General features: G+C 71.4%; 11 protein-coding genes. 6 read left to right on the forward strand and 5 right to left on the reverse strand.

Features of this window, described 5'->3' with window-relative positions; genetic code table 11:
* The first annotated feature begins 130 nt into the window (after positions 1–130).
* Positions 131–1,402, forward strand: a complete 1,272-nt coding sequence (locus tag AACH11_RS21580) for a methyl-accepting chemotaxis protein (RefSeq protein WP_341376343.1) — start codon at positions 131–133, stop codon at positions 1,400–1,402.
* On the opposite strand, the gene AACH11_RS21585 is transcribed toward AACH11_RS21580, so the two are convergent.
* The gene (locus tag AACH11_RS21585; protein WP_341376344.1) at positions 1,378–2,364 is read right to left on the reverse strand and encodes a LysR family transcriptional regulator; all 987 of its coding nucleotides are present in this window, start codon (positions 2,362–2,364) and stop codon (positions 1,378–1,380) included. The genes AACH11_RS21580 and AACH11_RS21585 overlap by 25 nt on opposite strands.
* A gap of 126 nt (positions 2,365–2,490) precedes the next feature.
* Between AACH11_RS21585 and AACH11_RS21590 the strand changes: the two genes are divergently transcribed.
* The 5 genes from AACH11_RS21590 (at position 2,491) to AACH11_RS21610 (ending at position 8,266) form a co-directional block, all read left to right on the forward strand.
* Entirely contained in the window at positions 2,491–3,483 is a 993-nt protein-coding gene (locus tag AACH11_RS21590; RefSeq protein WP_341376345.1) for a tripartite tricarboxylate transporter substrate binding protein, read from the forward strand.
* A 116-nt stretch (positions 3,484–3,599) separates the two neighbouring features.
* Positions 3,600–4,592: a tripartite tricarboxylate transporter substrate binding protein gene (locus AACH11_RS21595; RefSeq protein WP_341376346.1), complete on the forward strand. Its 993-nt coding sequence runs from the start codon at positions 3,600–3,602 to the stop codon at positions 4,590–4,592.
* A 20-nt stretch (positions 4,593–4,612) separates the two neighbouring features.
* Entirely contained in the window at positions 4,613–5,548 is a 936-nt protein-coding gene (locus AACH11_RS21600; protein WP_341376347.1) for a 2-hydroxyacid dehydrogenase, read from the forward strand.
* Positions 5,549–5,643: 95 nt separating this feature from the next.
* Positions 5,644–6,537 (forward strand): hypothetical protein, encoded by an 894-nt coding sequence (locus tag AACH11_RS21605; RefSeq protein WP_341376348.1) that lies wholly within the window; start codon positions 5,644–5,646, stop codon positions 6,535–6,537.
* 124 nt (positions 6,538–6,661) lie between these two features.
* Positions 6,662–8,266: a DUF6345 domain-containing protein gene (locus AACH11_RS21610; RefSeq protein ID WP_341376349.1), complete on the forward strand. Its 1,605-nt coding sequence runs from the start codon at positions 6,662–6,664 to the stop codon at positions 8,264–8,266.
* A gap of 57 nt (positions 8,267–8,323) precedes the next feature.
* Here AACH11_RS21610 and AACH11_RS21615 read toward each other — a convergent pair whose 3' ends face one another.
* From AACH11_RS21615 to iolG, 4 genes are all read right to left on the reverse strand, one after another.
* Complete coding sequence (locus tag AACH11_RS21615) at positions 8,324–9,553, reverse strand: sugar ABC transporter permease (protein ID WP_341376350.1); 1,230 nt, start codon at positions 9,551–9,553, stop codon at positions 8,324–8,326.
* 24 nt (positions 9,554–9,577) lie between these two features.
* Positions 9,578–10,387 carry an ATP-binding cassette domain-containing protein gene (locus AACH11_RS21620; RefSeq protein WP_341376351.1) on the reverse strand — a complete coding sequence of 270 codons (810 nt, stop codon included), beginning with the start codon at positions 10,385–10,387 and terminating at the stop codon, positions 9,578–9,580.
* 64 nt (positions 10,388–10,451) lie between these two features.
* Positions 10,452–11,522 (reverse strand): ABC transporter substrate-binding protein, encoded by a 1,071-nt coding sequence (locus AACH11_RS21625; RefSeq protein WP_341376352.1) that lies wholly within the window; start codon positions 11,520–11,522, stop codon positions 10,452–10,454.
* A gap of 145 nt (positions 11,523–11,667) precedes the next feature.
* Complete coding sequence (gene iolG, locus AACH11_RS21630; RefSeq protein ID WP_341376353.1) at positions 11,668–12,663, reverse strand: inositol 2-dehydrogenase; 996 nt, start codon at positions 12,661–12,663, stop codon at positions 11,668–11,670.
* Positions 12,664–12,673: the final 10 nt, after the last annotated feature.

Consider the following 12,673-nt stretch of genomic DNA (forward strand, 5'->3'; position numbering starts at 1 on the left):
CCCTGATCCGGCCCGTCTGCTCACCGGCCCTCCGCCGTCTGCCCGCCGCCGTCCGCCCGCGGGTCGACGGCCTGTCCGCCCGGCCGTCCGCCCTGCCGTGCCGCCCATCCGCCCCACCTCCGCCACACCGATGTTGGACCGCTTCCTCTGCCGCTTCCGCCTGATGCCCCGCATGCTCGGCGGCTTCGCCATCCTGGTCGTGATCGCGAGCACGCTGGTGGCGCTCGGCGTCTACGGCATGGGCCGCATCCGTGACGACGCCCAGCGCATGGCCGCGCATGAACGCGTGGCCATCGCCGCGATCGACGACACCCTGTCGCAACCGGGCACCAGCGGCCATGCCGCCCTGCGCCAGGCCCGCGACACGCTGGATCGCCAGGCACGCGAAGGCCTGGCCGAGGCCGACGCGATCCAGGCCGAGGTGCTGCGCTGGCTGGCCGTGCTGCTGGTCGGTGGCGTGGGCTTCGGCACCTGGCTGTACGTGGCGATCGCCCGCTCGATCAGCCGCGCCGCAGCGCGGGCGGCCGCACTCGGCGAGGCGATGGCGCGCGGTGATCTGACGCAGTCCATCGATGCGGTCGGCAACGACGAGCTGGCCGGCATGACGCGCCAGCTGGAGGCCATGCGCCTGACCCTGGCCACGCTGGTGCGCCAGGTCAGCACCTCGGCGGTGACGATCGACCAGGCCTCGGCCGAGATCGACGCCGGTGGCCGGGATCTGGGCGACCGGGCCGAGCGCATCGCCGCCCATCTGCAGCGCACCAGCCATGAGCTGACCGAGCTGTCACGGGCGCTGGGCGACACCACGACATCGGCGGAATCGGCCGACCAGCTGGCCGGCGATACCGCGCGCACCGCCGGCGATGGCGGTCAGGCCGTGCAGCGCATGGTGAGCTCGATGGACGGCATCCGCGACCGCGCCGCCCGCATCCGCGACATCATCGGCACCATCGACGGCATCGCCTTCCAGACCAACATCCTGGCGCTGAACGCGGCGGTCGAGGCGGCCCGGGCCGGTGAGAACGGCCGCGGCTTCGCGGTCGTGGCCGGCGAGGTGCGGGCCCTGGCCCAGCGCAGCGGCGAGGCCGCCCGCGAGATCCGCGGCCTGATCCTGCAGTCCAACGACGCGATCGAGGCCGGCACCGAGGTGGCCGGCGATGCCGGCCAGCGCATGGCGCAGATCGTCGGCTCGGTCGGCAGCGTCAGCGCGCTGGTCTCGCAGATCTCGGTGGCGGCGCGCGACCAGACCCGCAGCATCGGCCAGCTGACGGCCGGCCTGTCCGAGGTCGACGGCATGGCCCAGGGCAATGCGGCGCTGGTCGAGCAGACGACGGCGGCCGTGCAGTCGCTGCGCGCCCAGGCCGCTGAACTGGCCGGTCAGGTGCGGCGCTTCCGGGTCTGAGCGGCGGCGGCGCCAGGCCGTCTGCGGGGGGCGGCCGCGGCCGCCGGGTCGGCACCCTCGGCCGGTGCCGGATCGCCACCGGCCAGCGCCTGCAGGATCACCTCGCGCAGACGGCGCGAGGCCGGATTGCGCTCCTCGCGCCGCCAGGCCAGGTGGATCTCGGCCACCACGTCGTCGCGCCACAGATCGCGGTAGACGACCTGGTCGAAGCGCAGATGGCGCGCCGAGGCCGGCACGATGGCCAGCCCGATGCCGGCCTGCACCAGGGCCACGATGGCATGCGTCTGCCCCATCGGGTGGATCCAGCGCGGCTGCACGCCGGTGGCGGCGAACAGCTCCAGGATGCGGTCGTGGAAGTACTGCCCCTCACGTCGGGCGTACATCACCAGCGGCTGGCCGGCCAGATCGGCCAGCGTGATGCGGGCCTGCGTGGCCAGCGGATGCATGGCCGGCACGGCCAGCTGCATCGGCTCGCGCAGCACGCGGCGGTAGTCGAGCGCGATCTCGGTGGCCAGCGGGCGCACCAGGGCCAGGTCCAGCGTGCCCGCGGCCAGCCCACGCAGCTGCTGCGACGAGACCATCTCCTCCAGCACGATCTCCACCCCCGGCAGCGCCTGGCGCGCCTGCAGCAGCAGCTGCGGCACCATCACGTAGCTGCAGACGGCCGTGTAGCCCAGGCACACGCGACCGGCCTCGCCGCTGGCCGTCAGCCGGGCCTGCTCGATCGCGGCCGTGGCCTGCTGCAGCAGGCGCCGCGCATCCTCCAGCAGCGCGGCACCGGCGGCCGTCATCGCCACGCTGCGGCTGGTGCGGTCCAGCAGGCGCACCCCCACCGCCGACTCCAGCAGCTGGATCTGCCGGCTGAGCGGCGGCTGGGTCATGTGCAGGCGCGCCGCGGCACGGCCGAAGTGCAGCTCCTCGCAGACGGCGACGAAGCAGCGCAGCTGGAACAGGTCCATCATCGATCCAGTTCATGTATTGATCGATCCAAATATAGCGTTGGACCCTGATCGATCGGATTTCTACACTGCGCCGCAGATGCCCGGGCCGAGCGCCGGCCACGGGTGCGACGGACTGCAGGAGACACGATGCGCCGATCGATCCTCTTCACCCTCACGCGGGCCGCACTGGCCGCCGCGGCCTGCGGCCTCGTTGCCGGCCCGGCCGCCGCCCAGACCGCCGCCTGGCCGACCCGCCCGGTCACGATCGTCGTGCCCTTCGCGCCCGGTGGCGGCACCGACACCGGTGCGCGCATCCTGGCCGAGCAGCTGTCGCGCCGCTGGGGCCAGACGGTGCTGGTCGACAACAAGAGCGGCGCCGCCGGCCAGATCGGCGCCGACAGCGTGGCCAAGGCGCGGCCGGACGGCCATACCTTGCTGATGGGCAACGTCGGCACGCAGGCCATCAACCCGGCGCTCTACCGCCGCATGCCCTACGACCCGGACAAGGCCTTCGCGCCGGTCTCGCTGGTGGCCGAGCTGCCGCTGGCGATGATGGTCCACCCCGGCGTGCCGGCCCGCAGCGTCAAGGAGTTCATCGCGCTGGCCAAGGCCAGGCCGGGCCAGATGAGCTACAGCAGCTCGGGCGCCGGCGGCGGCCCGCACCTGGCCGCCGAGATGTTCAAGGACGCCACCGGCAGCTTCATCGTCCACGTGCCCTACCGCGGCGGCGGGCCGGCCATCGCCGATCTGATCGCCGGCCATGTGCAGCTGTCGTTCATGACCGCCTTCGAGGCCAATGCCCACCTGAAGACCGGCAAACTGAGGGCCCTGGCCGTCACCAGCGCCCAGCGCGTGCCGGCCCTGCCCGACGTGCCCACGCTGGCCGAGGCGGCGATCCCCGGCTTCAACAGCATCTCGTGGATCGGCCTGCTGGCACCGGCCGGCACGCCGCCCGAGCTGACCGAGCGCATCGCCGCCGACGTGCGGGCCGTGATGGCCCAGGACGAGGTGCACCGACGCTTCGCCGATCTGGGCGCGCAGCCGGCCGCCGGCACACCCACGGCCTTCGCCCGCCTGATCGAGGCCGACCGCAAGCGCTACGCCCGGATCATCCAGGACCGACACATCACGGCCGACTGAGGGCGCCAGGCGAGCGGACCCACGCACCGCCCGACCCGGCTCCCGCCACGACCGATTCCTGCAGGGCCACGCACCCGGTGGCCCGCATTCCAACCTCCATGACGAGGAGACAGACCATGCGCCGACCGATCACCCGCCGCCCGCTGCTGGCCCTGCTGGCCGCCCCCCTGCTGCCGACCCTGCTGGCGCTGCCCACGGCCGCCCAGGCCCAGGGCTTTCCGTCGCGGCCGATCACGATCGTGGTGCCGGCCACGCCGGGCGGCGCGATCGACATCACCGCGCGTCTGATCGGCGCGAAGCTGGCCGCGGCCTGGGGCCAGCCCGTGGCCATCGAGAACAAGGCCGGCGCTGCCGGCATGCTGGGCTCGGACACCGTGGCCAAGGCCGCACCGGACGGCCACACGCTGGCGCTGGTGGCCAGCAGCCATGCGATCAATCCCAGCATGTACCGCAAGCTGCCCTTCGACACCGTCAAGTCCTTCGAGCCGGTGGTGCAGACCCACATGGTGCCGCTGGTGCTGGTCGTCAACCGCGAACTGCCGGTCAAGACCGTGCCCGAGCTGGTCACGCTGGTGAAGGCCAAGGGCGGCCAGGCCAGTTATGCGTCCAGCGGCAACGGCGGCGCGCCGCACATGTCGGCCGAGCTGTTCAGCAGCGTGGTCGGTGTCGACATGACCCATGTGCCCTACAAGGGCAGTACCGCCGCCCATCCGGACCTGATCGCCGGCCGCACGCTGCTGATGTTCGACACCGTGGCGGCCGTGGCCCCGCAGGTCAAGGGCGGCAAGCTCAACGCGCTGGCCGTGACCACCACCCGCCGCTCCAGCGCCCTGCCCGAGGTGCCGACGATGGCCGAGGCCGGCATCAAGGGCTATGACACCAGCACCTGGGGTGGCCTGTTGGCCCCCGCGGGCACGCCGCGCGAGGTGGTGGCGAAGATCAATGCCGAGGTGAACAAGGCCCTGGCCTCATCCGACGTGCGCGAGAAGCTGGCGGTGGCCGGCATCGAGCCGGTCGGCGGCACGCCGGCGCAGTTCGGCGGCTTCATCCAGAGCGAGATGCAGCGCTGGGCCCAGGTGGCCCAGCGCGCCGGCATCCAACCCGAATGACCCCTGACGAAAGACCCCCCATGACCCCACCCACGCTGCTGCAGGCCGGCGACCTGCCGGACTGGGCGCTGGACGAGCTGCGCGCGCTGTTCCGCGTCGTGGCCCTGCCCGCGGACCCGGCCGACATCGCGCCCTTCCTGGCCGAGCACGGCCCGGCCATCCGCGGCATGGCGCTGCGCAAGACCCGCGTCGACACGGCGCTGCTGCAGGCCCTGCCCGCGCTCGAGATCATCTCCAGCTACAGCGCCGGCCTGGACAACGTCGACGTGGACGCGGTCAAGGCCCGTGGCATCCGGCTGGAGAACACCTCGCAGGTGCTGGCCGCCGACGTCGCCGACACCGCGATCGGCCTGACGCTGGCGCTGACGCGCGACCTGGTCAATGCCGACCGCTTCGTGCGGGAAGGCCAGTGGCCGCGCCAGCCGCAGTACCCGCTGGGTCGATCGTTGGGCCGGCTGCGGGTGGGCATCGTCGGCCTGGGCAGCATCGGCCTGGCCATCGCCCGCCGCCTGGCCGCCTTCGATGCCCGCGTGGCCTGGTACGGCCCCCGCCCCAAGCCGGTCGACCTGCCCTGGCATGCCGACATCCTGTCGCTGGCCCGCGCCAGCGACCTGCTGATCCTGACCTGCCCGTTGAGCGACGCGACGCATCATCTGGTCGACGCGGCCGTGCTCGACGCGCTGGGGCCGCGCGGCCTGCTGGTCAACATCGCCCGCGGCCCGGTGGTCGACGAGCAGGCCCTGATCACCGCCCTGGCCGAAGGCCGCATCGCCGGCGCCGCCCTCGATGTCTTCGAGCACGAACCCGAGGTGCCCGCGGCCCTGCGGCAGGACCGCCGCCTGGTGCTGACACCCCACATCGGCTCGGCCACCGAGGAGACCCGGCGCGGCATGGCCGAGCATGTGGTGGACACGCTGGCGGCGCATTTCGGGCTGACCGGGCCGCGGGCGGCCTGAGACGGACCGGTGAGGCGGCCGGGCAGCGGCCAGCGGTCCGCGACGGGCGGCGCTATGCTGCCGGCTCGTCCGCCCCTCATGCCCGGAGTCACCGCATGGCCACCACATCCACCGTCCTCGGTCAACCTGCTCTGGAGCTGGACGGCCGCTACGCCGGCGCGCTGCGCAGCCTGCAGCCGCCCGGCCATCGGGTGCAGCCCGCGGCCTCCGGCGCTGCGGACCGTGGCGCGTCACCGGGCCCGGCCGTCGGCATCACGCCGATGGCCGCCGAGTTCGATCTCGTCGACGACAGCCCGCTGCTGGCCTGGGCCCAGAGCCTGCTGAGCGGCAAGCCCCGCACCGCCGCCGGTGCCGCCCTGCAGCTGGACGCCCAGCGCAAGGTGCAACGCCGCATCGCCTGGACCGACGGCGTGCCCACCGCGCTGCGCCTGCCCACGCTGGACGCCACCCTCAAGCAGCCCGTCACGCTCGGCCTGAGCTGGCAGCCGGGCAGCGTGGCCTACCCCAAGGCCGCTGGCGAGGTGGTGACCGACGCCTCGTCCAAGCCCGCACGGAAGGCGCCGCAGCTGGGCCAGTTCCGCGTCCTGAGTCTGCCGTTCAACGGCGCCCATGTGCAGCGTGTGGCACTGCCCGGCATCAACGTGCGCGGGGCCACGGCCGGCACCACCGTTGACGCACGGCAGGCGCCGTCGGCCGCAGCCGTCGACCTGGGCGAACTGCGCCTGGACATCGCCAGCGCGGGTCGCGATGCGGCTCTGGCCTGGGTCGTCCAGTGCGTCACGGACGCACCGCAGAAGGCCAGCGAGGCGCTGACGCTGACCGTGGAGCTGCTGGACCCGTCACTGAAGACCGCCTTGGCGCGCCTGGTGCTGTCCGGCTGCGGCCTGCTGGCCTGCGACGAGCCCCTGCTGCGGTCGGACACGGCGACGCCCTCCGTCATGTCGCTTCGTTTGTCCGTCAGGCAGATCACGCTCCAGCTCGTGAACTGAGCGGCTCATCAATCCGAGGGCCGCCCTCGTCTGGGCGGTGGATGGATCGCCCGCCCCTGGAAGCGCACGATGCCGGCACGGCGGCCGCGCGGTGCGGACGCCGAGACGCTCAAAGGAGCCGATCATGCGCGACCGCTACACCATCTACCGCCTGACGCCTCAGGACAGCAGTGACGAACGCCTGCGCCAGCTGGCCGGCAGCCTGTTCGACCAGAACCAGGACTACCGCCTGGACAAGACCGCCGATGGCCTGACCCTGCGCCATGGCCACCGGGTGGTGGAGCTGTTCCACGCCAGCGGTGGCGTGTGGGCCGCCGACGAGAGCCAGCTGTGGCGCCCGTCGGTCAAGGCCGATCTGCCGAGCGCCGACGAGGCCGTCCTTCTGGCGCACAAGCTGAGCGACAAGCACCGCCTGCTGCCCCCGCTCGACAAGCCGCTGGCCTGGGGCCCGCCGGTGACCGGGGGCACCTGGCATGCGCAGCGGGATCTGAAGACCGGCCAGCGCCAGCAGCGCCAGCTCGACGTGCAGGTGGTGTTCCCGCTGCAGGTCGACGGCCTGCCGGTGGTCGGCGGCGGTGGCGATTTCAGCTTCAGCTTCGGTCATCAGGGTCGGCTGATCGGCTTCTCGGGCAATGCCCGCCAGGCCACGCCGGCCTTCGAGGCCCAGGCCATCCCGCCGGAGAAGGCCATCGAGCAGTGGCGCGCACAGTGCCCGAAGTTCGAGATCCAGGACCTGATGAGCCGCCCCGCCTACTACGCGGCCCCCTCGCATCTGGGGCAGGACTTCCTGTACCCGGTCCACGTGGTCCAGGGCACCATCGTCAGCGGCAAGCACCGGATGCCGATGCGCCAGGTGCTGCTGCCGGCCTCCGATTTCGGCCCGCCGCTGCAGATGGGCCAGCCCCAGGAGATCCGCCCGCGCAACGCCCGCGCCGGCCACCGCGCCACCGAGACCAGCAAGCACGCGCCGGTGGCCCCGCGCCGCAGCCCGGCCAGCCGCTCGCCATCACGGCCATGGGAGGCCGGCACCTCGTGGATCGGCAGCCTGGGCGGGCTGGCCGGCAGCCAGGCCAATGCCCAGGGCTTCATCAACGAATGGGCGGCCGCCGGCTGGCACATCGACTTCAACTGGGGCAATGCCAACGCCTTCGAATCCGACTGGCGGCGCAACGACGACACCTGGGTCGACGCCGCCGACTTCGTCTTCTACACCGGCCATGCCGACATGAACGGCTGGATGCTGGCCAACCCCGATGACGGCTCGCTGAGCTACACCGAAGTGGGCGGCGCCCCGGGCAAGCCGGGCGATCTGTGGGGTGCCAACGACCTGGAGTGGGTGACGATCGCGGCCTGCGGCCCGCTGCAGGACAACCTGCTCTACCCGGGCGGCGGCGACGTGCTGGCGCGCTGGGACGGCGCCTTCGACGGCCTGCACCTGCTGATGGGCTACGGCGGCATCACCTTCGACAACACCGAGGAAGGCGGCCGCCTGGCGCGCTATGCCAAGGGCGGCGCCACCCTGATCGATGCCTGGTTCCGCACCGCACGCGAGATCCAGCCCGCCACCAACGGCGCCAGCGCCCCCAACGGCCCCAACATCTACGTCGGCGCGATGTGGGTGGGCAAGGCCGGTGCCGACCCGGTCAGCGACCACGCCTGGGACCACGGCTCGGTGTCGGCCGACCCGTCGTCGCCGAGCTTCCTGGCGTGCATGTGGACGATGACCTGAGGGGCTGGCGGGGCGGCGGGGCGGCGGCCGGGCCTCACCGGCCGCCGCCGGACGCCGTCAGAACGACTGCTGACCGGTGGCCTTCTCGATCAGCTTGTCGATCGAGACCGCCAGCACCAGCAGCAGGCCGGTGACGATCAGGCGGATCTCGTTCTCGACGCCCATCAGGTTCAGGCCGTTCTGCACGGTGCCGATGACGAGTGCGCCCAGCAGCGCGGCATGCACCGAGCCACGGCCACCGAACAGGCTGACGCCCCCGATCACCGCCGCGGCGATCGATTCGAGCAGCAGGGTGCCGCCGCCAACGCCGCCGCCCGAGAACACGCCCACGCCCAGCGTGCGCGAGGCCGCCAGCACCCCGGCGATCGCCGCCACACCGCCGGCGATGCCGAAGGCCGTCATCTTGATGCGGCCGACCGGAATGCCGGTGCGGCGCGCAGCCTCGTCGTTGTTGCCGACGGCGTACAGATACAGGCCGAACTGCGTCTCCTTGAGGACGTAGCCGCCCAGGCCCAGCATCAGCGCGAAGACCAGCACCATCACCGGCACGCCCTGGTGCGCGTTGAGCACCATGAGCACCGCCACCCCCAGCACGGCCGCGCCGCCGAGCGGCAGGGCCACGCCGGACAACAGGGACGCGCTCAGGCCGGCCCGGCGACGGCGCCACAGGTCCGACAGGCTCAAGCCACCATAGACCAGCAGGCCGAGCAGCAGACACATCCAGGCCGCGGCCCCCTCGATGCGGGTCTGGGCGATCTGGTCGATGCCGGTGCCCATCAGGCTGTAGCGCGCGGTGGGCGGCAACAGCAGCAGCTGCGCGCCGTTGAGCGCCAGGCCCAGGCCCAGCGTGACGACGAACGACGGCACGCCGACGAAGGTCATCCAGCGCGCGGACAGGCAGCCGATGAGCACGCCGAAGACCAGCGCGCAGGCGATGGCCGCCGAGGGCGAGAAGCCCGACTCGACGATCAGCCGCGCCATCAGCACCGAGGTGACGCCGTTGATGGCCGCCACCGACAGGTCGATCTCCTTGACCAGCAGAACGAACATCAGGCCGAGTGCCATGATGCCCACCACCGTGCTCTGCACCAGCAGGTTGGACAGGTTCTGCGCCGACAGGAAGACCTCGTTCTGGATCGCGAAGAAGATCCACAGCGCGATCAGACCGACGACCACCGGCAGGGCCCTCAGATCGGACGCCAGCAGTTCACCGAAGGTGCGGCGGTTCTGGCGGCCGCCGAAGGTCGTCGTCGCGGCACCGATGGTGCCACTCATGGCTTGAGCCATTGCATTCTCCTCGTTGGGCGGTCTTCAGGCCGCCAGATTCAGGGCCTCGTTGCCGCCGACCATCGCGTTGACCACCTGCTCGCCCGTCACCTCGCACGAGCGGAAGCTGGCGGCATTGGCGCCCAGTCGCATCACCTCGATGCGGTCGGTGCACTTGACGACGAAGTGGTGGATGTCGTGGCTGACGACGACGATGCCCAGGCCTTCGTCGGCCAGCGTGCGGATCAGCCGCGCCACCTGCTCGGCAGCGGAATGGCTGAGCGCGGCCGTGGGCTCGTCCAGGATCAGCAGCTTGGGCTTCCACAGGATGGAGCGGGCGATGGCGATGTTCTGCCGCTGTCCGCCCGACATCGCGCCCACCGGACGCGTCAGCGAGATGCTGCCCATGCGCATGCGGCCCAGCACCTCGCGGGCCCTGACCTCGCATTCGGCGCGGCGGATGCGGCGGCCGAACCACGACGGGCCGGTCAGCTCGCGGCCCAGGAACAGGTTCTGCACGGCGTCCAGGTTGTGGCACAGGGCCAGATCCTGGTAGACGGTCTGGATGCCGTGGGCCGACGCATCGGCCGGCCCACCGATGCGCACCGGCTTGCCCTCGATCTCGAAATCACCGGTGTCATGCGCATGCACACCGGACATCACCTTGACGAAGGTCGACTTGCCGGCGCCGTTGTCGCCCACCAGGGCCACGACCTCGCCCGGGTGGACATCGATCGAGGCACCACGCAGGGCCTGCACCGAGCCGAAGGACTTCTTGATGTTGCGCAGCGAGATCAGCGGCACGCCCTGGCGGGGGACGAACGGCTCCTGTGCGCGGGCAATGACCTCAGTCATGTTCACTCTCTTCTGAAAGGGCGTGCCGCCCGCTGGCAGGCGGCACGCGGGACGGACCGCAGGCTTACTTGGCGCTGGCCTGGCACACCGGCGTCTTCTCCGCCCCCTGGCAGATCTGCGCCCAGGTCCAGACGCCGGCCTTGACCACGTCGCCCAGGTTGGCGGCGGTGATGTTGCCGACCGGCAGGAACATCGTCGGGATGTCCATGAACTTGTTGTTCACCTTGCCGTTGACCAGGGTCCTGGGCACGCCCTTGCCAGCCAGGATGGACGCGACGACATCCGCGGCATGCGTGGCCTCGATCTTGAGGTCCTTCATCACCGAGTTGTCCTGCCAGCCCTGGGCGATGTAGCGCAGCGCCTCGACGTTGGCATCCTGGCCACCGGTGACCAGCTTCTGGCCCGGCTTGTAGCCCTGGCCGATCAGCGCGGCGACCGCGCCCCCGGTGGTGCCGTCGTTCATGCCGAGAAAGACATCGACGTCGCCCTTGTTGCGCGTCAGGCAGTCCTCGGCGAAGGACTGGGCCTTCACCGGATCCCAGTTCTCGGTGTATTGCTCGCACACCACCTTGACCTTGCCCGAGGCGATCAGCGGCTTGATGAACTCGTTCTGGCCGGCTTCGAACTGGCCCGTGCCGTACTCGCCCTGCTGACCCTTGATGCGGGCCAGCTTCACCACCGGCTTGGCCATCCTGCCGATCAGCTCGGCCGCACGCTGGCCCTGGGCCTTGCCGACCGCCAGCGAGTCGAACACCACGTAGGCTTCGGCCTTGCCGCCGACCGCGTCATGGTCGTACAGCACCACCGGCACCTTGGCCGCGGCCGCCGCGGCCAGGCTGCCGGCCGACAGGTTGGCGTCCGCCGAGGTGTAGACGATGACCTTGGCGCCCTGGGCGATGGCGTCCTCGACCAGGCGCTGCTGGCGGGTCGGATCGCCCTGGGCGTTCTGCACCGTCACCTTGGCCTGGGGGGCCCGCTTCTTCAATGCCTCGATGAACAGCGGCGCATCACGGCTCTCGAAGCGGATGGTGGTGGCATTGGGCAACAGGAAGAAGACCTTGTCCTGGGCCATGGCCGACGGCGCGGCGGCCGCCAACAGCGCAGCGCCGAGCAGGGGGATGGAACGCTTGATCATGCTTGTCTCCAGATGTCGTGAAAGGTGCCTGCCAGGACGGCGCAGGCACGAGCAGGCCCCGGCCCCGGGCCGTCCCCCGGGGCTTGATGCAGTGAATGTGAGGAGACCGGGAGCGACAGGCCTCGCCTGCCGACGGTCCGTGCGCTCAGACCGCCACGGCGCGACCGGTGCGGACCGACTCGATCGCGGCCTCGGCCAGGCGCAGCGCCTGACGGCCATCCCACGGCGTGGTGGGCAGCGGTGAGCCGGACTTCAGGGCCTTGAGGAAGGCGTCGAGCTCGTTGCGGTAGGCGTCGGTGTAGCGCTGCAGGAAGAAGTTGAGCAGCGGCTCGCGCGCCTCGGTCTCGGCGGCGGTGAAGCGGCGCACGGTGCTGGGCCGCAGGTTGTCGTTCATCAGCATGCCCTTCGATCCGAGGATCTCGAAGCGCTGGTCATAGCCGTAGCTGGCCTCGCGGCAGCAGTTGATGTGGCACTGCTTGCCCGAGGCCGTCTGCATGATGACCATCAGGGTGTCGTGGTCGTCGAACTCCTCCATCAAGGCTGGATCGACCACGCGGCTGGCCTTGGCGTACACCTCGACCGGCTCCTCGCCCAGGAGGAAGCGCGCCATGTCGAAGTCGTGGATCGCCATGTCGCGGAAGATGCCGCCGGAGTGCGCCACGTAGTCGCGCGGCGGCAGGCCCGGGTCGCGGCTGGAGATGATGACCTGGCGCACGGTGCCGATGTCGCCGGCGTCGATGGCCTGGCGCAACGCGATGTTGCTGGGATCGAAGCGGCGGTTGAAGGCCATCATCACCTTCGCGTCCAGCGCCTTGAGCTCGGCCACGGCCGCATCGGCCTTGGCCAGGTCGTTGTCGACCGGCTTCTCGCACAGCACGGCCTTGCCGGCACGGGCGGCACACAGCATCAGGTGGGCATGGGTGTCCGACGGCGTGCCGATGACCACCGCATCGACATCGGGCCGCGCGATGGTGGCTTCGGCATCGGTCGAGGCCTCGCAGTTCAGCTGGGCCGAGAGGCGGTCGGCCGCCGCCGCGATGGGGTCGGCGACGGCGATCAGGCGGGCCAGCGGATGGGCGGCCACATTGGCGGCGTGGATCTGGCCGATGCGGCCGGCACCGAGAACGGCAACTCGAATCATGAGGGGTCTC

This window comes from Pseudaquabacterium rugosum, assembly GCF_038066575.1.
GTDB classification, from domain to species: domain Bacteria; phylum Pseudomonadota; class Gammaproteobacteria; order Burkholderiales; family Burkholderiaceae_C; genus Pseudaquabacterium; species Pseudaquabacterium rugosum.